General features: G+C 75.6%; 16 protein-coding genes. 9 read left to right on the top strand and 7 right to left on the bottom strand.

Going from position 1 to position 22989, the window contains the following annotated elements; translation table 11 throughout:
- Positions 1-54: 54 nt before the first annotated feature.
- Entirely contained in the window at positions 55-1122 is a 1068-nt protein-coding gene (locus HWY08_RS11085; protein WP_176064982.1) for an NAD-dependent epimerase/dehydratase family protein, read from the bottom strand.
- 103 nt (positions 1123-1225) lie between these two features.
- Complete coding sequence (gene lon, locus HWY08_RS11080) at positions 1226-3718, bottom strand: endopeptidase La (RefSeq protein WP_176064979.1); 2493 nt, start codon at positions 3716-3718, stop codon at positions 1226-1228.
- Between the two features lie 337 nt (positions 3719-4055).
- On the opposite strand from lon, the gene HWY08_RS11075 reads away from it, so the two are divergent.
- From HWY08_RS11075 to HWY08_RS11060, 4 genes are read left to right on the top strand one after another with little or no spacing between them, the layout of a single operon-like run.
- Positions 4056-5180 carry an ATP-binding protein gene (locus HWY08_RS11075; RefSeq protein WP_176064977.1) on the top strand — a complete coding sequence of 375 codons (1125 nt, stop codon included), beginning with the start codon at positions 4056-4058 and terminating at the stop codon, positions 5178-5180.
- A 27-nt stretch (positions 5181-5207) separates the two neighbouring features.
- Complete coding sequence (locus tag HWY08_RS11070) at positions 5208-6044, top strand: metallophosphoesterase family protein (RefSeq protein WP_308469071.1); 837 nt, start codon at positions 5208-5210, stop codon at positions 6042-6044.
- 53 nt (positions 6045-6097) lie between these two features.
- Positions 6098-6991 carry a hypothetical protein gene (locus HWY08_RS11065; protein ID WP_176064975.1) on the top strand — a complete coding sequence of 298 codons (894 nt, stop codon included), beginning with the start codon at positions 6098-6100 and terminating at the stop codon, positions 6989-6991.
- Positions 6991-8325 (top strand): hypothetical protein, encoded by a 1335-nt coding sequence (locus HWY08_RS11060; RefSeq protein ID WP_176064973.1) that lies wholly within the window; start codon positions 6991-6993, stop codon positions 8323-8325. The genes HWY08_RS11065 and HWY08_RS11060 overlap by 1 nt, the downstream gene beginning before the upstream one ends.
- Before the next feature lie 19 nt (positions 8326-8344).
- On the opposite strand, the gene HWY08_RS11055 is transcribed toward HWY08_RS11060, so the two are convergent.
- Both HWY08_RS11055 and lexA read right to left on the bottom strand, forming a co-directional pair.
- Positions 8345-8626, bottom strand: a complete 282-nt coding sequence (locus tag HWY08_RS11055) for a hypothetical protein (protein ID WP_176064971.1) — start codon at positions 8624-8626, stop codon at positions 8345-8347.
- 176 nt (positions 8627-8802) lie between these two features.
- Positions 8803-9492 carry a transcriptional repressor LexA gene (gene lexA, locus HWY08_RS11050; protein ID WP_176064969.1) on the bottom strand — a complete coding sequence of 230 codons (690 nt, stop codon included), beginning with the start codon at positions 9490-9492 and terminating at the stop codon, positions 8803-8805.
- 102 nt (positions 9493-9594) lie between these two features.
- Between lexA and HWY08_RS11045 the strand changes: the two genes are divergently transcribed.
- Complete coding sequence (locus HWY08_RS11045) at positions 9595-10500, top strand: hypothetical protein (RefSeq protein WP_176064966.1); 906 nt, start codon at positions 9595-9597, stop codon at positions 10498-10500.
- Between the two features lie 47 nt (positions 10501-10547).
- On the opposite strand, the gene HWY08_RS11040 is transcribed toward HWY08_RS11045, so the two are convergent.
- Entirely contained in the window at positions 10548-12278 is a 1731-nt protein-coding gene (locus tag HWY08_RS11040; RefSeq protein ID WP_176064964.1) for an ABC1 kinase family protein, read from the bottom strand.
- Between the two features lie 304 nt (positions 12279-12582).
- Between HWY08_RS11040 and HWY08_RS11035 the strand changes: the two genes are divergently transcribed.
- Together HWY08_RS11035 and mutS are read left to right on the top strand one after the other, a co-directional pair.
- Positions 12583-13203 carry a GspE/PulE/PilB domain-containing protein gene (locus HWY08_RS11035; RefSeq protein ID WP_176064962.1) on the top strand — a complete coding sequence of 207 codons (621 nt, stop codon included), beginning with the start codon at positions 12583-12585 and terminating at the stop codon, positions 13201-13203.
- A 56-nt stretch (positions 13204-13259) separates the two neighbouring features.
- A complete protein-coding gene (gene mutS, locus HWY08_RS11030) occupies positions 13260-15914 on the top strand; it encodes a DNA mismatch repair protein MutS (protein ID WP_176064960.1) in 2655 nt (884 codons plus the stop codon).
- Positions 15915-15929: 15 nt separating this feature from the next.
- Here the strand turns inward: mutS and HWY08_RS11025 are convergent, their stop codons facing one another.
- The gene (locus HWY08_RS11025) at positions 15930-17750 is read right to left on the bottom strand and encodes a PAS domain-containing protein (protein ID WP_176064958.1); all 1821 of its coding nucleotides are present in this window, start codon (positions 17748-17750) and stop codon (positions 15930-15932) included.
- 71 nt (positions 17751-17821) lie between these two features.
- Positions 17822-18103 (bottom strand): cytochrome c3 family protein, encoded by a 282-nt coding sequence (locus tag HWY08_RS11020; protein ID WP_235969572.1) that lies wholly within the window; start codon positions 18101-18103, stop codon positions 17822-17824.
- 199 nt (positions 18104-18302) lie between these two features.
- Here HWY08_RS11020 and HWY08_RS11015 point away from each other — a divergent pair, with 199 nt between their 5' ends.
- Both HWY08_RS11015 and glnD read left to right on the top strand, forming a co-directional pair.
- Complete coding sequence (locus HWY08_RS11015; RefSeq protein ID WP_176064954.1) at positions 18303-20135, top strand: N-acetylmuramoyl-L-alanine amidase; 1833 nt, start codon at positions 18303-18305, stop codon at positions 20133-20135.
- A 33-nt stretch (positions 20136-20168) separates the two neighbouring features.
- Complete coding sequence (glnD, locus tag HWY08_RS11010; RefSeq protein ID WP_176064952.1) at positions 20169-22934, top strand: [protein-PII] uridylyltransferase; 2766 nt, start codon at positions 20169-20171, stop codon at positions 22932-22934.
- The last annotated feature ends 55 nt before the right edge of the window (positions 22935-22989 follow it).

The raw sequence follows: 22989 nt of genomic DNA, 5'->3' as shown, positions 1-22989 counted from the left end.
ACGCCAGACGGCGGCCACCCTGGCGGCGCGCTCAGGAAGTCACTTTTTCGACCGTCACAGCGCGCCGCCGCCGAGGAAGCCGCGCGGGGTGGGGGCGGGGAGCTGGTGCGCCGCGACGAGGGCGCGGATGGTCTCCGGCAGCCCGGCGGTGGAGATGGGGTAGAGCGGCCGCCACCCCAGCTCGTTCAGGCGGCGGATGTCGTAGTAGTGGTCCGCGGCCATCCAGTGGAGCGACTCCCGGTCGAGGCGCGGGGCCAGGGCGTCGGCCGCCCCGGCGCGGGCGGCCAGCTCGCGCCAGGCGGCCTCGAGCCACCGGTTGGCCGGCCCGAGCAGCCACCGGTCCGGCACGCGCCGCACCAGCCACAGGAGGACGCTCGTGAGCCGGGGCGAGTAGGGCAGGACGCGCCCCGGCAGGTGGCCCATGGCCTCGAGTGCCGGCGCGAGGTGCTCGGCCAGCGGCAGCGGCGCGTCGTCCCCGACGTTGAAGGCGCGCCCGACCACCGCCGCGTCGTCGGGGTGCTCGGCCACGTGGACGGCCGCCCGCGCCAGGTCCTGGAGGTGGACGAGGTGCATCACCGGCCCGCGCCGGACGATGGGGACGCGGCGGCGGCCGCGGGTGAAGAGCGCGATGACCGCGAGGGCCCGGACGGCGCCGGCGCGCAGCGTCGGGCCGTAGACCAGGGTGGGGCGCAGCACCGTGAGCGGCGCGCCCTGGCGGCAGGCGAGCCAGGCCGCCTGCTCGGCCTGCCAGCGCGCGCGCTCGAGCGCGGTGCGCGGCGCCTTCAGCTCGCCCTCGTCGCAGGGCAGGTTGCGGGGCCGGCCGTACACCGAGACGGTCGAGACGTGCACGAACCGCCGCGCCCCGGCGTCGCGCGCGGCGAGCCCGGCGGCGTAGGCGGCGGCCGCCTCGAGCTGGGCGCGGTGCGCGGCACGGAGCGAGGGGGAGGTGCGGATCCCGAGGTGGAAGACCGCCTCGGCCCCCCGCGCGGCCGCGGTCACGTCGGCCAGCTCCAGCCGATCGAAGGGGAGCTTGCGCACCTGCCAGCCGGCGCGGGCGAGCTCCGTCGCGAGCGCCTCCTGGCGCGCGCCCGGCGAGCCGGTGAGCAGGGCGAGGCGGGACATCGCCGCCATGGTAGCAGCGGCGGGGAGAGCGCGGCGGCGCGGCCCCAAAAAGAAAGGGCCGGCGTGGCGCCGGCCCTGAGGGTGCTGCGTGCGCGCGGCCGCGCTAGGCGCGGACCTCGGGCTTCTTGCCGTCGGCGTCCGAGGTGGGCGGCGGGGCGGCGGTGGGCGGAGGCGCCGGCGGCTTGCGGCCGATGGGGTTCTCCTCCAGCGCCGCCTTGAGCACGTCCTCCATCGAGCTCGCGAAGACGAAGTCGAGCTCCTTGCGCGCCTGCTCCGGCACGTCGATGAGGTCCTTCTCGCAGCGCGCCGGCATGATGATGCGCTTGATGCCGGCGCGGTGGGCGGCGAGCACCTTCTCCTTGATGCCGCCGACGGGCAGCACGAGCCCGCGCAGCGTCACCTCGCCGGTCATGGCCACGTCCGAGCGGACGCGGATGCCGGTCAGCAGCGAGACGAGCGCGGTGAGGATGGTCACGCCCGCGGACGGGCCGTCCTTGGGGATGGAGCCGGCCGGGAAGTGGATGTGGACGTCGGTCTTCTCCAGGAAGTTGGCCGGGATGCCGAGCGTGTCCGCCTTGGAGCGCAGGTAGGAGAGGGCGGTCTGCGCCGACTCCTTCATGACGTCGCCGAGCTGGCCGGTGAGCGTGAGCGAGCCCTTGCCCGTCATCTTGGTGGCCTCGATGAACAGGATGTCGCCTCCCGCGGCGGTCCAGGCGAGGCCGGTCGCCACGCCGGGGATCTCGGTGCGCTCGGCCGTCTCGTTCCAGAACTTCTCGGGCCCGAGCATGTCCTCCAGGTCGCCCTCGGCGACGGTGCGCTTGGCGCCGGCCTGCACCTTGCCGCTCGCCACCTCCACCGCGACCGCGCGGCAGACGTCGGCGATGCGCCGCTCGAGGTTCCGGACGCCGGCCTCGCGCGTGTAGGCCATGATGACCTTGATGAGCGCCTTCTCGTCGAAGCTGATGGCCTCGGGCGAGAGCCCGTGCTCCTTGAGCTGCTTCGGGATGAGGTGGTTCTGGGCGATGTGGACCTTCTCCTCGAAGGTGTACCCGGGCAGCTCCAGGATCTCCATGCGGTCCTTGAGCGGGCCGGGGATGGGGTCGAGGAGGTTGGCCGTCCCGACGAACATCACCTTCGACAGGTCGTACGCGACGTCGAGGTAGTGGTCGGAGAAGGAGTGGTTCTGCTCCGGGTCGAGGACCTCGAGCAGGGCCGCCGACGGGTCGCCGCGGAAGTCCGCGCCGAGCTTGTCGATCTCGTCGAGCATCATGACCGGGTTCACGGTGCCGGCCTTCTTCATCGACTGGATGATGCGGCCGGGCAGCGCGCCCACGTAGGTGCGGCGGTGCCCGCGGATCTCGGCCTCGTCGCGCACGCCGCCCAGCGAGAGGCGCACGAACTTGCGGCCGATGGCGCGCGCGATGGACTGGCCGAGCGAGGTCTTGCCGACGCCGGGGGGCCCGACGAAGCACAGGATGGGCCCGCGCATGTCGTTCTTGAGCTTGCGGACGGCCAGGTACTCGAGGATGCGCTTCTTGATCTTCTGCAGCCCGTAGTGATCGGCGTCGAGGATCCCGCGCGCGTTCTCGATGTCGAGGTTGTCGTCGCTCCGCTTCGACCACGGGAGGTCGGCGATCCAGTCGAGGTAGGTGCGCGCGACCGTGTACTCGCTCGAGGCGGTGGGGATGCTCTTCAGGCGGTTCAGCTCCTTGGTCGCGATCTTCTCCACCTCGGTGGGCAGGCCCGCCTTCTTGAGCCGCTCCGCCAGCTCGTCGAGCTCCTCCTCCTCCTCGCCCAGCTCGCCCAGCTCCTCCTTGATGGCCTTGAGCTGCTGGCGCAGGTAGTACTCGCGCTGCGTCTTCGACATCTCGCCCTTCACGGCGGAGTCGATCTTGTTCGAGAGCTTCAGGATCTCGCGCTTGCGGTTGAGGAGCTCGAGGACGAGCTTCATCCGCGCCTTGAGGTCGACCGTCTCGAGGACCTGCTGCTTCTCCTCGATGGGCACGTCCACGTTGGCGGCGATGAGGTCGGCCAGGTGGCCCGGGTGCGTGATCGACTCGACCAGCTCGGTCGCCGCCGCCGGCAGCTCCGGCATGAGCTCGATCACCTCGCGGGCGAGCTTCTTCAGGTTGATGGCGAGCGCCTCCACCTCGACGTCGTCGACGGCGGTCTTGTCCTCGACCGGGTCGATGCGCGCCTTGAGGTAGGGCGCCTCCTGCACCAGGTCGAGCACGCGGAAGCGCGCCAGGCCCTGCACGACGAGCGAGTAGTTGTCCTCGCCCATCTTGAGGAGCTTCACGATGCGGGCCACGGTCCCGACCGTGTAGAGGTCGGCCGCGCCCGGGTCCTCCTCCTCCGCCCGCCGCTGCGTGACCACGCCGATCACCTGCTCGTCGCGGACGGCGTCCTTGATGAGCGCGATGGTCTTCTGCCGGCCCACCGCGAGCGGGAGCACCCCGCCCGGGAAGAAGACCGAGTTGCGGAGCGGCAGGATGGGGAGGACGGCGGGGATGTCCTCTTTGTTGATGAGGCCCGGCGGCCCCATGGCGGGGGCGACCTGGGCTCCGGCGGCGACCTTCTTGTCCTTCTCAGACATGTGCGTCTCCTGGCCTCGCGGCCGCCGAGCGAGAGGTGCCCCAGGCAGAGAGCGCCTGGAGATGAGCGTTACCCACCCGTCTGGAACGAGGCAAACAAAAAGCTTCCCGCCGAGCAGGCGCCAGGGCCCGCGAGGGGTCCGCATCGAGCGGAACCCCGCGGTGAGCGCGTCGCCGGCGAGGGGTGTCCCTCTCAATAACCACGCCCGGGGGCGTGGCAAGCGCCGGGGTCGCGGGTCGCGCCCTCCGCGCGGGGGCTTGCGGCGCTGCCAGGCACACGGGGTGGTGGGCCGGCGTGGGCTTTCCGCGGCGCGACCGGGTGAGCACCTTGGCGCCGGCATGCCCGCTCGCCTGGCCGCCCTGGTGCTCCTGGCCTGCGGCGCCCTCGCGCTGGCGGTCGCGGCGGCCGTCGCGGCCCGGCGGAGGCGCCGCCGCGCCGTGCTCCCGCGCGCGGTCGAGCGGCTCCTCGCGGAGGTCGCGACCCCCCTCGGCGACGGCGCGCTCGCCCTCGACGCCGAGGGGCGGGTGGTGTGGGCGAACGAGCAGGCGGCGCGGCTGGCGGGGCGCGCGCTCCTCGGGAGCGACCGCGAGGCGCTGGGCGAGGACCTGGCGATGCTCCTGCGCGGCCTGGCCCTCGGCCCCGCCGCCGGCCGCGTCGCCCTGCCGGCCGCGGGCGCGGCGGCGCAGGCCGCGGCGGTGCGGCTCCCGGGCGCCCCGGCCCTCGACGTGGTGCTCCTCCGCCTCGAGCCGCCCGACGCCTCGGTCGCGGTCCTCGACGCGGACATCGTCCCCGAGGCGGCGCCGACGCCGCCGCCGCTGCGGGTGGGCCCGGCGGCGACCGCCACCCGCGCCCAGCCCTCCCTGGCGGCCGTGGCGGCGGAGCTCGCGGCGCCCGCCTCGCGCGCGCGGGCGGCGGCGGCGCTGCTCCGGCTGGCGCTGCCGCCGGCGGCGGGGGAGCCGCACCTGGGCCGGCTCGAGCACGAGCTCGAGGCGGTCGAGGCGGCGCTCGCGTCGCTGCGCGAGCCGGTCCCGGCGGCGGTGCCGCGGCCGGTGGACGTGGCGGCCCTGCTGTCCGAGGCGTTGCGCGCCGCCTCCTTCGCCCCGGGCGTGCGGATGCGCCGGGTCGGCGGGGCGGCCGCCGCGCTCGCCGACGCCGGGCAGCTGCGCCAGGCGATCGGGCACGTGCTCGCGCTCGCCTCCGCGGCCATGCCCTCCGGCGGCGAGCTCGGGCTGCGGACGGTGCAGCGCGGTCCGGAGGTGCTGCTCGAGATCGCCGAGACCGGCGCCGGCGACCCCCCGGGCCTGGCGCTCGCGCTGGCGGAGCGGCTGGTGACGGCGCAGGGCGGGCGGCTCGAGCGCGCCTGCGTGGCGGGGCGCGGCGGCGTGTGGCGGCTGGTGCTCCCGGCGGCGGGCCAGGCCGCGCGCGGCGCGAGCGGCTTTGACAGCGCCGGGACCCCTCGTTAGCATCCGGCCGAACCTCCGGGAGCGCGCATCGTCCGCCTGGCCCACATCAGCGACCTCCACGTCGGCGACCGCTCGCGCTACCCGCGCAACGGGCTCAGCGCCCGCGACTGCGATCGCCACTCGGTGAAGCTGCTCAAGAAGATCCTGCAGGCGCTCGAGGCGGAGCCGCTCGACCACCTCGTGGTCACCGGCGACGTGACGCTGTCGGGCGAGGCGAGCGAGTTCGAGCGCGCGGCCGAGCTGCTCGCGCCGTGGGCCGAGGCGGGCAAGCTCACGGTGCTGCCGGGCAACCACGACCTGTGGAGCTGGGAGGCGGCCGCGAGCTGGCGGTTCCTCCGCCTGCTGGGCGCGGACGGCCGCGGGATGAAGAAGCCGTTCGCGGTCTTCCCGCTCGCGGTCGAGCTCTCGCCGGAGGTGACCCTGGTGGCGCTCGACAGCGCCCGGCACGGCGAGGACCCGCGCACCACGCCCGGCGCGCTGGGGAGCGAGCAGCTGGCCGCGGCGCGCGAGCTGGTGCGCGGCGCCGCCAAGCAGGGGCGGGCGGTGGTGCTGGCGCTGCACCACCACCTCGTCATCCCACCCGAGCGCGTCCCCTCCGACCTCGCCCTGCAGCGCATGCCGCTCGCCGACGCCTACCAGCTGGTGCGCATGCTCTCCGAGCTGCCGGTGGCGGCGGTGCTCCACGGCCACCGCCACACCCACTTCCGCGTCGATCTGCCCGGCGCGGGCCAGCCCACCCCGGTGCTGTGCGCCGGCTCCGCCTCGCGCGCCGCCGACGAGCCGGTGCGGCGCCCGCGGGCGCTCGTGTACGAGCTCGACCGCTCGGGCCTGCGCGCCGTGAACGCCATCGTGGCGGCGGCGTAGGTCCACCGGTTCCTCCTTGCCTCGCCCGCGGCCGGCGGGTATCCCTCGTCGCCATGAAGCCCCTGCGCGTGATCCTGCCGGTGGTGCTGGTGGGCGTGGTGGTGCTGCTCGTCCTCTCGCGGCTGTCGCGCGGAGCGGAGGCGGACGCGCTCCGCGTCGAGCGCGAGGCGCTGCGGCGCGAGGCGGTCGAGCGCGGCGCGGTGGCGCGGGGCCTCTCGGGCCCGGCCGGCGTCGAGGAGGCGCAGGCGGTGGTGCGCTGGTGGCTCGACGCGGTGGCGGCGCTCCGGAACCGCCACCCGGGCGCGGCCGCCGCCGAGGCGCCGGCCCCCTCCAAGGCGCGGCAGCCGGAGAAGGCGAGCGCCGAGGCGGCGTACCGCGCCTACGCCGCGGAGCGGCTCGACGCCCTCCGCGCCGGCTACGCGCCGCTGCTCTCGGCCGCCGACCAGGGGCTCCGGCTCGACGTGCTGGCGATCGGGCCGGGCGAGCACCCCGACACCCACGAGCGCGCGCTGCGGCTCGACTTCGCGCTGTGGGGCGCGCCGCGGCGCCTCGAGCGGGACGCCCAGGGCGCGCGCGCGGCGGTGCGGGTGGTGGTGCCGGTGGCCTTCCGGCAGCTCGCCTTCCGCTTCCTCGACGCGGCCGGCAAGACCTACGGCGAGATGACCGGCTCGGGCGAGCCGTACCTCGTCATGAAGGATCCGGAGCGGCTCTCGCCGGAGCTGCCGCCCGGCGTCGTGCTCGGGACCTGGTGGGTGGAGCCGTTCCCCCGCGAGGCGGCGCGCGTCGAGCTGGCGGTGGGGGTGCAGGTGCAGGGGCTCACCTCGGCCGCGCTGACGCCCGCCTTCCGCTGGGAGGTGCCGGTGCGCGAGGACTGGAAGCTCCGGCCGGGCGAGACCTTCCGCGCCGAGACGCGCGAGGTGGCGCCCGAGGCGGCGCCGGCGCGCTGATGGCGGCCGGGAAGGCGAAGGGCGCCAAGGGAGCCTCGGCGCGGGCGCGCGATCGCGCCACCCCGCCGCGCCCGGCGCTCGCCCCCGGCTTCGACGCGCCGCTGCACGAGCTCGACCGCGACGCGCTCTCCATCTTCCTGTACCTGGCGCTCCTCCCCGAGGAGACCGCCCAGCTCGTGAAGGCGATGAACCTGTCGCAGCCGGGGTTCCGCCAGGAGGCGCTGGGCGAGGTGCAGCGCTGCGACCTGCTGGCGGACGAGCTGCGGGCCGTCCCGGAGCGGCGCGCCGAGGTGCTGGAGGCGCTGCGGAAGGGGCTCGAGCGGCCGGTGCTGCCGAGCTCTCCGCTCTCGCCCGCCGAGGCGGTGGACCTCGTCGACGCGTGCATGGGCGAGGACGCGCTGGCGCTCGCCCTCTGGCGCGTGCTCGCCGATCCCGACCCGGCGGTGCGCGCCGAGGCCCGCCCCTTCCTGGCGCGGCTGGCGGCGCACTACTACGGCCCGGCCCAGGAGGCGGGGGCGCCGCGGCCCGCGCCCGAGGCGGACCCGCTGGCGGCGCTCGAGCGCGAGCGCGCCGAGCTCGGGCGCAAGCTGGAGGAGGCGCAGCGCCGGCTGGAGCAGGCCGAGGCGCGCGGGGAGAGCGCGCGCCGCAAGGGCGAGGAGGCGCGCGAGAAGCTGCAGGCGTGGCTCAAGGACGCGCGCGCCCGGGAGGCCCAGGCGGTCGAGGAGGCGGCGCGCGCGCGCGGCGAGGCCGCGGGGGCGCAGCGGGAGCGCGCCCGGCTCGAGGAGGAGCTGCAGGCCGCGCGGCGCGCAGACGCGGCGGTGGAGGCGCAGCGGCTCCGGCGCGCGCTCGACGACGCCGAGGCCCGGGCGGGCGCCCTGGAGGGCCGGCTGGAACGTGCGCGCGAGCGCGAGCGCGAGCTCGCCGCCGAGCTGGAGAAGGCGAGCCAGGCGGCGCGCGAGAGCGGCGCGGCGGCGCAGGAAGGGCGGCTCCCCCGGGCCGAGGTCCCCGCCGCGGAGGCGGAGCCGGAGGAGGCGCCCGCCACCTGGCTCATGCCGGTCTACACCCGCGAGTTCTACGACTCCCTGGAAGGCTGGGATCGGCGGGTGCAGCGCGCCGCGTTCAAGCAGGCCGCCCTGCTGGCGCAGGACCACCGGCACGGGAGCCTGCGCGCGCTGCCCCTGGAGGGGCTGCCGGGCTACTACCGGGTGCGGGTGGCGACCGACGTGCGGCTGCTCTACCGGCGCACGGAGCGGCAGAACACGATCGAGATCCTGTCGCTCATCGACCGCGAGGACCTCGACCGGTACATCAAGCAGGCGAAGACGCGCAGCTGAGGCGCGCGTCTTCGCCTGCTCAGTCGAGCGTCCCCATCTCCACCTCGGAGTTCGGCCGCAGCTCGGGCTCCGGGCGCGACTCCGTCTCGGGCTCGAGGTCGTGGATGGTCGGGGGGGCGGAGCTCGCCCGCCGCCCGCGGCGGCCAGGCCGGCCTGCGCGGGGCTCTTGCAGGAGCGAGAGCTCCTTGCCCGCCGCGAGGAGCTTCGCCCACGCCTCGGCTGACGGCCGGTCGCGCGCCGCCTCGAGCGCGTCACGGTACGCCTTGCGGATGGCGTCGACCCGGTTGTTCACCTTCCCCATGACCGCACCCCCCGTCTGCGCCAGTACGGGCCAGACACGCCGGGAAAGTAAGGCATGGTGCGGACCGGACCCAACCCTCGTTTGTCCACCCTTTTGGGCAGGGCCCGTCGGGCGCGGTCACACTCGACGTGACGCAGCCCGGCAAGGGAGACAGGAGGGATGCGGGCCGGCGCCGGTCACTGCATCTTCCGGTACACGCCCACCACCACGCCCAGGATCATCGTGCTCCGGAAGTCCTCGCGGCGGACGTAGATGGGGGCCATGCGGGGGTTCGAAGGCTGGAACCGGACCCGATCGCCCTCGTGGTAGATGCGCTTCACCGTGGCCTCGTCGTCGATGAGGGCGACCACGATGTCCCCGTCGTCGGCCTGGAGCTGCTTCTTCACGAAGATGTAGTCGCCGGAGAGGATCCCGTCGCCGATCATCGAGTCGCCCTGGACGCGCAGCCCGTAGACCTTCTTGCTCGTCCCGAGGAAGAAGCTGTCCACCTGGACCGTATCCTCGACCTGCTCCTGGGCCAGGATGGGCAGGCCGGCCGCGACGCGGCCGATGATGGGGATCTCCACCAGCCGGCCGCCGGCCTTCGCCTCGCGCCGGTGGGCGAGCGAGACGACGTTCGCCTCGCGGCGCCCGCCGAGCGCCTCGCGCGCGGAGGAGGTCGGGATGAGGGCGCGCGACTTCACCGGGTCGCGCTGGAGGAAGCCCTTCTTCTCGAGCGCCTTGAGGTGGTCGTTAACGCCGTTCGTGGAGGCGATGTCGAGCGCCTCGCCGATCTCGCGGATGGTGGGCGGATAGCCCTTGTCCTCGATCTCGGTCGCGATGAAGCGGAGCACCTCGAGCTGCCGGTCGGTGAGCTGCGTCGCCATGGCGGTCTCCTGGGTGGCTGAACGCCAGTATACGGAACCAGCGTTCAGGAGCAAGAAATCGCCCTCCTTGCCCGGTGGGGGGCCCGCCGGTAGGGTTCGTCCGTGGCGGAACCCAGCACGATGCAGGCGCTCGGGATGGGGGCGCGGGCGGCCGGCCGCAGCGCCTGGCTCGTCGCGCCCGCGCTGCTGGTCGGGTTCCTGCGCTCGGCCCTGGGCTGGCCGGCGCCGCTCCTCGCGCTGGCGCTGCTCCGCGCCGGCGCGGCCGGGCGGCTGGCGGGCGGCGCGCGCGCGCCTGGCGAGGTCGTCGCGGGGGCGCTGGCGGCGCTGACCGCGCCGAGGTCGCTCTGCCTGCTGGCGGGGCTCTTCCTGGCGGGGCTGCTCGCCTCCGCGGCGCTGCGGGTGGCCTGGCTCGCCGGCGCGCTCCCCACCCTGGGCGGCGCGCTCCACGGGGAGCGGGAGCCCGCGCCGCGCTTCGCCGCTGGCGTCACCTGGGGCTTCGCGCCGCTCGCCGGCACGGCGCTGCTCGGGCTCGCCCTCGAGCTCGCGGCCCAGCTCTACCTCTGGACGGCGGCGCTCTCGGCGCTCGTGCTGGCGCTGCACCGCGCGCCGCCGCTCGTCGCCCTGGTGCGCGCCGGGCTCGGCGCCGTCGCGCTCGCGTCGGCCCTCGCCGCGCCGCCGCTCGCCTCGCTCGCCGCCGACGCCGCGCTGGCGCGCACCGCCCTGACCGGCGACCGGCCGGCGCGGGCGCTCCTCGAGGGCCTGCGCCGGGTGGCGCTCCGCCCCGCGGCGTTCGTGCTCGCCGGGATGACGCTCGGCCTGGCGGCGCTGGTGGTGCTCGGCTCGGCCCAGGCTCTCGAGTCGGCCGCGCTCGGCCTCGCCGCGGGCGCGCCGGCGGTGCTGGCGGTCGGGCCGCGCCTCATGACCACGGTGCTGGCCGCCTCGCTGGCGGCGCTGTTCGAGCTGTGGCGCCTCGGGACGGTGGCGGCGCTCGCCTGCGCCGAACGCTGACCCTCGCGGCGAGCGCCGGCGCTGGGGGGGGCGCGGAGGCCGCGCCGTCAGGCCGGCGGGTCGCCGCCGCGCAGGAAGCGCCGGAGCCTGATCTTCTTCCGCGGCCCGCTCAGCAGGTACAGCGCGAGGCCGACCCCGAAGAGCGTGCCCGCCACCGCCAGCGCCGCGGCGCCCAGGAAGGGCAGGAAGCGCCAGCCCGCGAAGTCGCGCGCGAAGACCACCAGCCCGCCCAGGGTGAGCCCGCTCGCCACCAGGCCGAGGAAGAGGGTGAGGCCGAGCATGCGGACGTTGGTCGCGATGCGGTCGAGCTCGGGCGAGCGGACGTTGACGCGGAACTTGCCGGACTCGAGGTCGACCAGGATCTGCTGCAGCTGGGCCGGGACGTCCTCGGCCAGCGTCTGCAGCTTGAGGAACGACTTCATCATCGTCCCGGAGGCGTCGCTCGGGTTGAAGCGCGAGAAGAGCAGCTCCTTCGCGTACGGCAGCCCCACCTCCAGGATGTCGAGCTTGGGGTAGAGGCCGCGGACGATCCCCTCCAGGGTCACCGAGGCCTTCGACAGGACCGCCCACTCCTTCGGGACGCGGATGCGGTGCTTCACGGCCAGGTCGAGCAGGTCGCGGGCCAAGGTCGAGGTGTGGATGTCCTCGAGCTTGAGCCCGAGGTACCGGTCGAAGATGGCCTGGATGTCGGCGCGGAAGGCGGTGATGGGCGTGTGCTCCTCGGCCACGCCGATGCGGTTCAGGACCCGCGCCACCGTCTCCGGGTCGCGCAGCGCCGTCGCCATGATGAGCGTGACGAGCGCCTCCTGCATCCGGCGGGAGAGCCGCCCCACCAGGCCGAAGTCCAGCAGCGCGACGCGGTTGCCGGGGAGGACGAGCACGTTGCCCGGGTGCGGATCGCCGTGGAAGAGGCCGTCCTCGAAGAGCTGCCGGAAGGCTGCCTCGATGATGTTGCGCGCCACCTGCTCGAGGTCGTAGCCCCCGGCGGCGGTGATCTCCGAGACCTTCACCCCGTCCACGTACTCGAGGGTGAGGACCGTCTCGCAGGAGAGGTCGTCGTAGACGCGCGGGATGAGCAGGAAGGGGCGGTCGCGCGAGGTCTCGGCCATGGCGCGGGCGTTCTGCGCCTCGTTGCCGAAGTCGAGCTCCTCGTGGATGGCGCGCTCGAACTCCTCGACGATGCCGGTCGGCGTGTAGACGCCGGTCTCCTCCACCACCGCCTCGACCAGCCGCGCGAGCTGGTAGAGCAGGGACAGGTCGGAGTCGATGCGCTGCCGGATGCGCGGCCGCTGCACCTTCACCGCCACGCGCTCGCCGGAGTGCGTGCGGGCGCGGTGCACCTGGGCGATGGAGGCCGTCGCGACCGGCGCCTCCTCCAGCTCGGCGAAGCAGCTCTCGACCGGGCGGCCGAGGCCGCGCGCGATCTCGGCGCGCACCTCGGCGATGGGGAAGGGCGGCACCGCGTCCTGCAGCTCCGACAGCTCCTCCACCCAGTGCGACGGGAGGATGTCGGGGCGGGAGGAGAGGAGCTGGCCGAGCTTGATGAAGGTGGGCCCGAGGTCGACGAGCAGCTGGCGGAAGCGCTGCGCCGTGCGCCGGTCCGGCTCCGGCCCGGCCGGCTCGGCCCCGGCCGCCGCCTGGCGCACCTCGGCCGCCCCGCGGCTCCCGAGCAGCTCGCCGAGCCGCGTCTGGTCGAGGTAGGCGCCGAACCCGTGGCGCGCCGCGACGGCGGCGATCTGCCCGAGCCGGTTCAGATCCTGGAAGGCCTCCTTGAGCACGGGCGGAACCTAGCACGTGCCCCTCCGGAGGACCCGTCAGGAGAAAGCCCCCCCAAAGAGGGTGAACGAGGCGACGTACCTCAGGCGAGCGACCCAGGGCGCGAGCGCGCAGGACCCACCCCGGGGCGCTGGCGACCCCTGACCGGGAAGAGGCGGATCTCTCGGCGGCTCGCCCGGGCGGCATCGCCGTGGGCCAGCGAAGATCCAGGCGATCCCGGGGCCGCTCGCGACCGGCCGCGGCCCGGCACGGCGCTCGCAAAGGGGGCTCGCTCGGTACGTCGAAACGCCTCCGGAGCTCACCGTCATGACGCGCGAACCCACCGAACTCGTCCTCCTCCGCACCGGGCACCTTCAGCCGTGGCAGGTGCAGCGGGCGCAGGCGCACCAGCGCCGCGCCGGCGGGACCGTGGTGGAGGCGCTCATCGCGCTGGGGTACCTCACCGAGCAGGCGGCGCTCACCGAGGCGGCGCGGCAGCTCGGCGTGCCGTACCGCGACCTGTCGCACCTGTACGTGCCGCCCGAGATCGTGGCGCTCGTGCCGGAGCGGCTCATCCGCGCGCGGAAGGTGTTCCCCATCGACGTCGCCGCCGAGTCGCGCCGCGGGCCGCTCATCGTGGCCACCGCGGCGCCCCAGGACCTGACGGTCCTCGACGAGGTGGCGTTCGCGAGCGAGCTCCAGGTCCGGGCGGTGCTGGCGAGCGCCCGCGACGTCGACGCCGCCATCGAGCGCTATCTCGGCCCGGCCGCGCGGCGCGGGATCCCGCTCATCGCGGACCCGGCGCACGCGCGCCAGCCCGCCGTCGCGGCGGGGCGCCTCGGCGCGACGAACTCCTGGCGCGGCGGTCCGGTGGCGGAGGCGAACCCCCGCCCCACGGTCGCGGACGCCATCGCGACCGACTGGACCCAGCTGCGCTGGACGGCGTAGGGAAGGGCTGGCGGCCCCGCGCGCGTCAGACCGCGCCGGTAAGCTCGCGCCCGCCGATGCCGCCCGAGATCGCCCAGGCTGCCACGCCGATGATGCGGCAGTACCTCGAGACGAAGGCGAGGTACCCGGATGCGCTCCTCTTCTTCCGGCTGGGCGACTTCTACGAGCTCTTCTTCGACGACGCGGTCCAGGCGTCGGAGGCGCTCCAGATCACGCTCACCGCGCGCTCGAAGGGCGAGGACAAGGTCCCGATGTGCGGCGTGCCGCACCACGCGGCGCGGGGGTACGTGGCGAAGCTGCTCGAGCGCGGCTTCAAGGTCGCCATCTGCGACCAGGTGGAGGAGCCCGGGAAGTCGGCGCTCGTGAAGCGCGAGGTGACCCGCGTCGTCACCCCCGGCATGGTCCTCGACGACCAGGTGCTCGATCCCCGCGAGGCGGCCTACGTCGGCGCGGTGGCGCTCGCGGAGGGCGGCGGGGGCGGGCTCGCGCTCCTCGACGCCTCGACCGGCGAGCTCAAGCTGGGCGAGGTCGCGTCCGACGCGCGGCTCGCCGACGAGCTGCGCCGCGCCGGGGTCCGCGAGCTGCTGCTCGCCCGCGACGCCGCCGCGGGCGCGCGGGGGGCGGCGCTGGCCGCCGCGGTGGGGGCGCCGCTGGCCGAGCGGGAGCCGGCCGACTTCGCGCGCGCCGGCGAGCGGCTGCGGCGCCACCTCGGCGTGGCGGGGCTCGACGGCTTCGGCGTGGGCGACCTCGCGCTGGGCCAGGCCGCCGCGGCCGCCGCGCTCGCCTACCTCGAGGACACCCAGTGCGCGGCGCCGGCCCACGTCGACCGGCTCTCGCGGCTCGCCACCGACGAGGCGCTGCTCCTCGACGAGGCGACGCGCCAGAACCTCGAGCTCGAGCGCACGCTCGCGGGCGGCAAGCGCAAGGGCTCGCTGCTCGGCGTCCTCGACCGGAGCGTGACCGCGCTCGGCGGCCGCCGGCTCGCCGAGTGGCTGCGCTGGCCGCTCCTCGACCCGGCCGCCATCGGCGCGCGGCTCGACGCGGTGGAGGAGCTGGTGGGCGGGGCGCTGCTGCGCGAGGATCTCGCCGAGGCGCTCCGGCCGGTGGCCGACCTCGAGCGGCTCCTGTCGCGCCTCGCGCTGCGGCAGGGGAACGCCCGCGACCTGCGCGCGCTCGCGACCGCGCTCGTCGCGCTCCCGCGCCTGGCCGACCTGCTCGAGGGCGCCGACGCCGGGCGGCCCCGCGCCGCGCTCCTCGCCGCCTGCGGGGCGGGGCTGCGCGGCCTCGAGGCGCTGGCCGCGCTGCTCGACCGCGCGGTGGCCGAGGAGCCCCCGCCGACCCTGAAGGAGGGCGGGCTCATCCGGCGCGGCCACTCGGAGGAGCTCGACCGGCTGGTGGCCCTGGTGGAGGACGGGAAGGGCTACATCGCGCGGCTCGAGGCGGCGGAGCGGGCGCGCACCGGCATCGGCTCGCTCAAGGTCCGGTACAACCGGGTGTTCGGGTACTACCTCGAGGTCACGAAGCCGAACCTCCACCTCGTGCCGCCCGACTACGAGCGGCGCCAGACCACCGTCGGCGGCGAGCGCTTCGTCACCCCGGCGCTCAAGGAGTACGAGGAGCAGGTGCTGGGCGCCGAGGAGCGCCGCGCCGCCCTGGAGGAGCGGCTGTTCGAGGCGCTCCGGGCCCGGGTGGTGGAGGAGGGGCGCCGCCTGCGCACCGCCGCCGGCGCGGTGGCGACCGCCGACGCGCTGCTCGCGCTGGCGCGGGTGGCGGCCGAGCGCGGGTACGTGCGGCCGGAGGTGGACCGCTCCGAGCGGCTCGACATCGAGGACGGGCGGCACCCGGTGGTGGAGGCGATGCTGCCCGCCGACTCGGGCGGCTTCGTGCCGAACGGCGTCCTGACCGCGTCGAGCGGGGAGGGCGAGGACGCGCCGCAGCTCCTCGTCATCACCGGCCCCAACATGGCCGGCAAGAGCACCGTCCTGCGCCAGACGGCGCTCATCGCGCTGCTCGCGCAGATGGGCAGCTTCGTCCCCGCCAGGCGGGCGCGGGTGGGGCTCGTCGACCGCATCTTCACCCGCGTCGGCGCCTCCGACGACCTGGCGCGCGGCCGCTCGACGTTCATGGTCGAGATGACCGAGACCGCCGCCATCCTCCACAACGCCACCCGCCGCTCGCTGGTGGTGCTCGACGAGATCGGCCGCGGCACCAGCACCTTCGACGGGGTGTCGATCGCCTGGGCGGTGGCCGAGCACCTGCACGACCGGACCGGCTGCCGGACCCTCTTCGCGACGCACTACCACGAGCTGCAGGACCTGGCGCGCGAGCGGCCGCGGGTGCGCAACCTCACCGTCGCCGTGCGCGAGGTGGGCGAGCAGGTGGTGTTCCTGCGCCGGCTCGTCGAGGGGGGCGCCTCGCGCAGCTACGGCATCGAGGTGGCGAAGCTGGCCGGGCTGCCGGCCGAGGTGCTCGCCCGCGCCCGCGAGATCCTGAAGAACCTGGAGTCGATGGAGGTCGACGAGCGCGGCCGCGCCGCGCTCGCCCGCGGCCGCCGCCCGGCGCCTTCGCCCCCGGGCCAGCTGGCGCTCTTCGCCGGCTCCGACCCCGCGCTCGCCGCCCTCAAGGACGAGCTCCTGGCCCTCGACCTCGACGGGCTGCGGCCGCTCGAGGCGCTGAACCTCCTCGCCGGCTGGAAGCAGCGCCTGGCGTGAGGCGGCGCGCCGGCGCTACCCGCCGGACGCGTGGCGCGGGAGCCGCACCTCGAACGCCGTGCCGTCCTCCGCGGTCGAGGTGGCGCGGGCCGAGCCGCCGTGCGCGGCGGCGATGCGCTCCACGATGAAGAGGCCGAGCCCCACGCCCTGCGCGGTGCCGGCCTGCTGCCCGGCGCGCTCCCAGGGCTGGAAGAGCCGGCCGAGCAGCTCGGGGGAGATGGGATCGCCCTCGTTCCGGACGCGCAGGGTGACGGCGTCCGGAGCGCTGCCGTCGAGCTCGACCCGCACCGGCCGGTCCGGGCGCCCGTACTTGAGGGCGTTCGCGAGCAGGTTCGAGGCGAGCTGCGCCAGCCGGTCGGGATCCCAGGTGCCCTCCAGCGAGCCGCGCCGCTGGACCTCGATGGCCCGGTCGCCGCTCGCCCCGTGCAGCTCGTCCACCACGCCCTCGACCACCGTGCCCAGATCGACCGGGCGCGGCTGGACGGGCAGGCTGCCGGTGAGGCGGGCGCGGGTGAGGTCGAGCAGGTCGTGGATGAGCCGGGTGGCCCGCTCGGCCGCGCTGCGGATGCGTGCCACCGCCCGCAGGTGCCGGTCGGGCAGGTCCTCCTTGGAGAGGAGCGTGCTCGCGCCGAACAGGACGGCGCCGAGCGGGTTCCGGAGGTCGTGTGAGGCGATCCCGATGAGCTGCTGCTCGAACTCCCGCGCGCGGCGGAGCTCCTCCTCGTCGTGCTTGCGGCGGGTGATGTCCACCACCACCGCGCCCACCAGGAAGACCTCCCCCGCGGCGTCGCGGATCGGGAACCAGCTGCCGAGGTGCCAGCCCGGACCGGAGGTCATGGGTGACGAGAACTCGACGTCGAGCACCGGCTCGCCCGTCGCGAGCACCTGCCGGTAGCGCGGCTCGAGCACGGCCGCGAGCGCCGGGAAGACCTCCCGCAGCGTCCTCCCCACCACGTCCTCGGGGCGCACGCCGCGGAGCGCGGCCAGGGCGTCGTTCATGCGGACGTAGCGCAGCTCGCGGTCCACGAGCGCGAGCCCGACGGGCGCGCTGGCGAAGATCCCCTCCAGGACGGCCAGCGCCTCGGCCAGGCGGCGCTCGGCGCGCTTGCGGGGGCTCGCGTCCCGGAAGAAGACTGCGATCCCCCCGCCTTCGATCGGATAAGCGGTGACCGCCGCCCACAGGTCGAGCGGCGCGTAGTAGGCGTCGAACTCGCGCGGGACGCGCTCGTCCATGACGCGGTGGTACTCCTCCCAGTACGGGTTCCCGGCGCGGGTGAGGTCGGGCCAGATCTCCCAGAAGTTCCGCCCGAGCGTCTCGCCGCGCTTTTTCCCGGAGAGCCGCTCCTGGTTCGAGTTGACGCGGACGAAGCGCCAGTCGCGATCGAGCTCGAAGAAGGCGTCGCCGAGGTCGAGCAGCGTGGAGGCGCGGCGCAGGACGGCCTGCCGCTCCTCGCTCCAGGCGCGCAACGCCGAGGCGGCGCCCTCGATGAGGAGGTCGGAGAGCGCCAGCACGTCGTCGGCGCCGACCCCGGTGCTCTCGCGGGCCACCTCCACCACCACCTGGCGGAGGAGGCGGTACTCCAGGACGAGCTGATCCACCTCGATCCCGAGCACGCTCCGCTGCGCGCCGTGCTCCGCGGCGATGCGCGCCGCCTCCCCCGCGTCCGGTCCCCCGCGCGCCTCCAGCGCCGCCGCCAGCGCGTCGACGTACTGCGGGAGCGAGTCGAGGAGGGCGGGGGCGGGGCCCGCCTCGCCGAGGCGCTCCCGGACGCGCTCGGCCCACCTGCGGACGATCTCGTTGCGGCGGTTGCGGAGGGCCTCGGCCAGCGGGCTCACGCCCCGCCTATAAAGCGAAGGGGGCCGGCCCGCAGGCCAGCCCCCCGTAGCTGCTCGGCTGCCGAAAGGTCTTACTTCGCCTTCTTGTGGCAGGTGTCGCACTTCCCGAGCGCCTTGTTCTCCTGCTTCTTGTGGCAGGCCTGGCACACGGCGTGGCCCTTCTTCATGTCCATCGCCATCTTGCCCGGCTCGCCGGCGCCGTGGCACTCCTCGCACTTCACGGCCTTGTGCTGCTCGTGCTTGAAGGTGATGTCGCCCTGCTTGGCCGACTTCAGGGTGATGGGCTCCTTCGGCGGCTCGGCGGCGAGCACCGGCGCGGCGAAGAGGCTGACGGCGAGAGCGACGGTAAGCATGCGGATCATGAGATTTTCCCCTCGGTTGATGCGCGCGGAGCGTGAGGCGCCGCGCGTGGTCGGCGGACTGTACGGCCCAGCCCAGGAGCCATTCAAAAAAAAGACGGACCTGCGACAGTGTGCCGCACTGTCACGTCCGGTGCGTGGGCACCGACAGAAAAATGGACCGTGATATCGCGTGGCCTACAGTGGGGGCGCGATGGTCGCCGCTCCTGCCGCCCTCTCCCTCCTCCTGGTGATCTCGGCCGCCGTCCACGGACGTCCGGCGCCGCGCCAGGCTCGAGCCGCGGTCGCGGCGCGCGCCAGCGCGGCCAGGCCCGCCCCAGGCAGCGCGCTCGAGCGGGCCCGCGTCCTCCTGGCGCAGGTGAAGCGCGATCCCGCCAAGCGCCGATATCGCCACCAGTGGGAGCGCGCCATCGCCGCCCTCGAGCGCGCCGCGCGCGGGCGCGACGCAGGGCCGGCGCTGCTGGAGGCGGCGCGCGCCCGGTACGCGCTCTACCGGTACTCGCAGGTGGAGGCGGACCGCGAGGCGGCGCTGCGGCTCGCGCAGCGCGCCCGGAAGGCGGGCGCGCGGGAGGCGGGGGCGTTCGCGGCGGCGGTGAAGGAGGAGATGGGCGAGGAGGAGCCAGCGCCGAAGGCGAAGCGGGGGCGGGGGGCGGCGCGGGGGCAGGGCGCGACCGCGACCGCGAGTGCGGCGAGCTCGACCACGACTTCGACCGCGACCGCGGGGCCGACCGCGACCGCGACCGCGGCCGCGCCGGCCGCGACCGCGGCGGGCGGCGCGGGTGGGCGGGGCGCGGCCGAGGAGAGCGACGAGGAGCCGTCCACCGATCCGGCCCTGCGCGAGGCGCTGCGCGGCGCGGAGGGCGGCGAGGCCGCCGGACCGGCCCGCGTCTCCGAGGTGAAGTCCTGGTCGAACGGCGATTACACGCGCATCGCCGTCTACCTCTCGCGCCAGGTCCCGTTCACGAAGGAGGAGATCCCGGCCGAGGGCGCGCTGCCGCGCCGGCTCGCGCTCGACCTGAAGCCGGCGTCGCTGGCGGGCGGGCTCGCCCACCCGGTAGGCGACGCCCTCGTGCAGCGGGTGCGGGCCGCGCAGCGGGGCGAGGACACGGTGCGCGTGGTGCTCGACCTGGCGGGGCGCGACGACCTCGCCATCTTCCAGCTCGACGACCCGCCCCGGCTCATCGTGGACGTCGGGGTCCGCGAGGCGCGTCGCGACGCGCAGGCGGCCGCCCGCCGCGCCGACGCGTCCGCGCCGGCCGAGGCGGCGCCCGCGGCCGAGGCGGCACCCGAGGCGCGCACCGCCCATGCCGAGCCGGAGCAGGCGGCGGCGCGGCCGGTGCGGCGCGTGGTGGTGGACGCCGGGCACGGCGGCCACGACACCGGCGCCATCGGCCCCTCCGGCGTGCGCGAGAAGGACGTGACGCTCGCCATGGCGCGGAGGCTGGCGGCCCGGCTCCGGGCGCGCGGCTTCGAGGTGGTCCTGACCCGCGACGCCGACCGGTTCGTGCCGCTCGAGGAGCGGACCGCCATCGCCAACGCCCACCACGGCGACCTGTTCGTGTCCCTCCACGCCAACGCCCACCCGCGCCGGGATCGGCGGGGCCTCGAGACGTACGTCCTCGACGTCGCCGACGACCGCTACGCCCGGCGGCTGGCGGCCCGCGAGAACGGCGCGCTCGACGACGGCGCCGAAGAGGGCCAGGAGGTCCGGCGCATCCTGACCGATCTCGACGCACAGTCGAGCGCGGCGGCGTCGCGCCGGCTCGCCGAGACGGTGCAGCGCGAGGTGGGCCAGGGCGTCCGGTCGCGGGTGGGCGACGTGCGGGACCTGGGCGTGAAGAGCGCGCTCTTCTACGTGCTGCTCGGCGCGCGGATGCCGGCCGTGCTGGTGGAGACGTCGTTCATCTCGAACCGCGTGGAGGAGCGCCGGCTCGCCAGCGCGCGCTTCCAGGACGAGGTGGCGGCGGGGGTGACGCGGGCGGTGGAGCGCTTCGCCGCGCGCGGCCCGCGGGTGGCGGCGCGCTGACGCCGGGCGCCGGGCCGCTATACTCCCTGGGCGATGCGCCTCCCCGACGCCCCCATGGTCCGCCTGCCGCAGCCCGCGCCCTACGAGTACGACTCCCGGCTGCCCGACCTGCCGCCGCTCGGCGGCGACGCGCGGGCCGATCTCGCCGCCGCCCGCCGCTTCCTGGAGGACCTGCACCGCGGCGGCGCCAGCGGGCACACCGTGGTGCGCCTGCAGAGCGCGGCCCTGGACCGCATCGTCGGGGCGCTGTGGGCCCGCGCCTGCGCCGAGGCGGCGGAGCGCCACCCCGAGGCCCCGCTGGCGCTGGTCGCGATCGGCGGGTACGGCCGCCGGGAGCTGGCGCCCTTCAGCGACCTCGACCTGCTCTTCCTGCACGCCGCCGGCGAGCCGGCGCCGTTCGTGAAGCTCGCCAGCGAGCGGCTCGTCTACGCGCTGTGGGACCTCCGGCTCGAGGTCGGCTACAGCGTGCGCGACCTCGCCGCCTGCGAGGCGACCGCGGCCGAGGATCACACCGCCCGCACCGCGCTGCTCGACCTGCGCCAGCTCGCCGGGGACCGCCTGCTCTACCGCGCCCTCGAGCGCGAGCAGCTGCACGGGCCCACGCAGGCGCGGCTCGACGAGTTCATCACCGACAAGATCGCGGAGGTGCGCAGCCGGCGCGAGAAGTTCGGCGACTCGCTCTACCTGCTCGAGCCCAACGTGAAGGAGTCGCAGGGCGGCCTGCGCGACCTGCAGTCGGCGCTCTGGATCGCCCGCGCCCGCTGGAAGGTGGCCGGGGTGACCGAGCTCCTCGCCCGCGCCATCCTGCCGGAGAGCGAGATCGGGGAGCTGCGCCGCGCGCGCGACTTCCTGTGGCGGGTGCGCAACGAGATGCACTACCTGGCCGGGCGCAAGTGGGACCAGCTCACCTTCGACGTGCAGCCGCAGGTGGCGGAGTTCATGGGCTACCGCGACGGCGAGGAGGGCAGCGCGGTCGAGCAGTTCATGCGCCACTACTACCTGGCGGCGCGCACCGTGCTGAACGCCTGCGACGCCATCGTCGACCGCGCGCTCGAGCCGCAGAACGCGACCGGGTGGCGCCAGGTCCCGCCGCCGGCGGCCATGACCGGCGCCGAGCGGAACGGCGGCCCGCGGCGGTCCGAGTGGGCGCTCCCCGGCGGGGAGCTCAAGGTGTTCCGCGGGCGCCTCACCATCGCGGACAAGGACGTGCTCCGCCGCTCGCCGGCGGCGCTGGTGCGCCTCTTCGCCGCCGCCGACCGGGAGAACCTCGACCTCTACCCTTACGCGCGCGACCAGGCGAGCGCCGCCGCCGCCGAGCTGCCGCCGGGCGCCGCCGACCAGCCGGAGGTGAGCCAGGAGCTGCTCGCCTGCTTCCTGCGGCCGGGGACGCGCGGGCGCTTCCTCGACCTCATGCACCAGCTCGGCGTGCTGCCGCGCCTCATCCCGGAGTTCGCCCGGGTGGCCGCGCGCCGCCAGATCGACGTCTACCACGTGTACACGGTCGACGTTCACTCGCTGTTCGCGGTGCGCCGGCTGTTCGCGCTGCGCAACGGCGACGTGCAGGAGGAGGTCCTCGGCCCGCTCATGCAGCGCCTGCAGCGCCCGCTCGGGCTCTACCTCGGCACGCTGTTCCACGACATCGGCAAGGGGCTCGGGGGCGACCACTCGGCCAAGGGCGCCGAGATCGCGGCCCAGGCCTGCGTGCGGCTCGGCATCGACCCGGCCGACGCCGCCGACGTGGAGTGGCTGGTGGCGAAGCACCTGCGCATGAGCGCCATCGCCCAGCGGCGCGACCTCTCCGACCCGCACCTCATCCAGGCCTTCGCCGAGGAGTGCGGGACGCTCGACCGGCTCGACGAGCTGTACCTCCTCACCTACGCGGACATGGCGACGGTGGGGCCGCGCACCTGGACCGACTGGAAGGCGCGGCTCCTGCGCGAGCTCTACACCAAGACGCGCCAGGTCATGGAGGCGGGCGTGGGCAGTCGCCCCGAGCCCGGCACCGCCGAGGCCGCGGCGCGGGCGCGGGTGGCGGCGGCCTTCGGGGCGCGGGCGCCGGAGCGGCCGGTGCAGCGCTTCCTGGCCGCCATGCCGGCCCGGTACTTCCTCACCGTGGAGCCGGCGCAGGCGCCGCGGCACCTCCGGCTGCTCCGGCTGGCGAAGTCGCTCCGGTTCGCCTCGGCGGTGCGGCACCGGCGCGACCTCGGCTACTCCGAGCTGGCGCTCACCGCGCCCGACCGGCCCGGGCTGCTGGCGCTCCTCGCCGGCGTGCTCGCCGCGCACCGCATCGACATCCAGCGCGCGGAGGTCTTCTCGACGCCGCCCGACGAGCGCACCCTGGGGTGGCTGGGCGGGCGCGCGCTCGACCTCTTCCAGGTGCGCGGCCCCGAGGAGGGGGCCCTCGACGCGCGGCGCTGGCGCGCGGCGCGGCGCGACCTCCTGCGGGTGCTGTGCGGCGAGGAGTCGCTGGACGCCCTCCTCGAGCGCCGCCTGAAATCGGGGCTCCCCCCGAAGCCGCTCCCCGGCGTCGCCACGAAGGTCGTGCTCGACAACGACGCCTCGCGCGACCACAGCGTCATCGACGTGTTCACCGCCGACCGGGTCGGGCTCCTGCACACGCTGGCGCGCAAGGCTTTCGACCTCGGGCTCACCGTCGACCTGGCCCGCATCACCACCGAGGGCCACCGCGCCGCGGACGCCTTCTACGTGCGCACCGCGGAGGGCGCGCGCCTCGAGGGCGAGCGCGCCGAGCGGGTGCTCGAGTCCCTCCGGGCCGTCCTGGCGCGCCCCGTCCCGTAGCCGCCGAGCCCCCGGTCCGGGCCGCGCTCGCCGCCTCGGACGGGAGGCAAAAAGC

Source organism: Anaeromyxobacter diazotrophicus, assembly GCF_013340205.1.
Classification (GTDB): domain Bacteria; phylum Myxococcota; class Myxococcia; order Myxococcales; family Anaeromyxobacteraceae; genus Anaeromyxobacter_A; species Anaeromyxobacter_A diazotrophicus.
The sequence above is the reverse complement of the archived record's forward strand: the minus strand, read 5'-3'. Positions and strand labels throughout refer to the sequence as shown.

Bases quoted from the DNA above. Each gene is read 5' to 3' on its own strand.
- HWY08_RS11015 (WP_176064954.1), top strand. From the start codon at position 18,303: ATGGTCGCCGCTCCTGCCGCCCTCTCCCTCCTCCTGGTGATCTCGGCC.
- HWY08_RS11075 (WP_176064977.1), top strand. From the start codon at position 4,056: ATGCCCGCTCGCCTGGCCGCCCTGGTGCTCCTGGCCTGCGGCGCCCTC.
- HWY08_RS11020 (WP_235969572.1), bottom strand. From the start codon at position 18,103: ATGCTTACCGTCGCTCTCGCCGTCAGCCTCTTCGCCGCGCCGGTGCTC.
- HWY08_RS11055 (WP_176064971.1), bottom strand. From the start codon at position 8,626: ATGGGGAAGGTGAACAACCGGGTCGACGCCATCCGCAAGGCGTACCGT.
- lexA (WP_176064969.1), bottom strand. From the start codon at position 9,492: ATGGCGACGCAGCTCACCGACCGGCAGCTCGAGGTGCTCCGCTTCATC.
- HWY08_RS11065 (WP_176064975.1), top strand. From the start codon at position 6,098: ATGAAGCCCCTGCGCGTGATCCTGCCGGTGGTGCTGGTGGGCGTGGTG.
- mutS (WP_176064960.1), top strand. From the start codon at position 13,260: ATGCCGCCCGAGATCGCCCAGGCTGCCACGCCGATGATGCGGCAGTAC.
- HWY08_RS11085 (WP_176064982.1), bottom strand. From the start codon at position 1,122: ATGTCCCGCCTCGCCCTGCTCACCGGCTCGCCGGGCGCGCGCCAGGAG.
- lon (WP_176064979.1), bottom strand. From the start codon at position 3,718: ATGTCTGAGAAGGACAAGAAGGTCGCCGCCGGAGCCCAGGTCGCCCCC.
- glnD (WP_176064952.1), top strand. From the start codon at position 20,169: ATGCGCCTCCCCGACGCCCCCATGGTCCGCCTGCCGCAGCCCGCGCCC.
- HWY08_RS11060 (WP_176064973.1), top strand. From the start codon at position 6,991: ATGGCGGCCGGGAAGGCGAAGGGCGCCAAGGGAGCCTCGGCGCGGGCG.
- HWY08_RS11035 (WP_176064962.1), top strand. From the start codon at position 12,583: ATGACGCGCGAACCCACCGAACTCGTCCTCCTCCGCACCGGGCACCTT.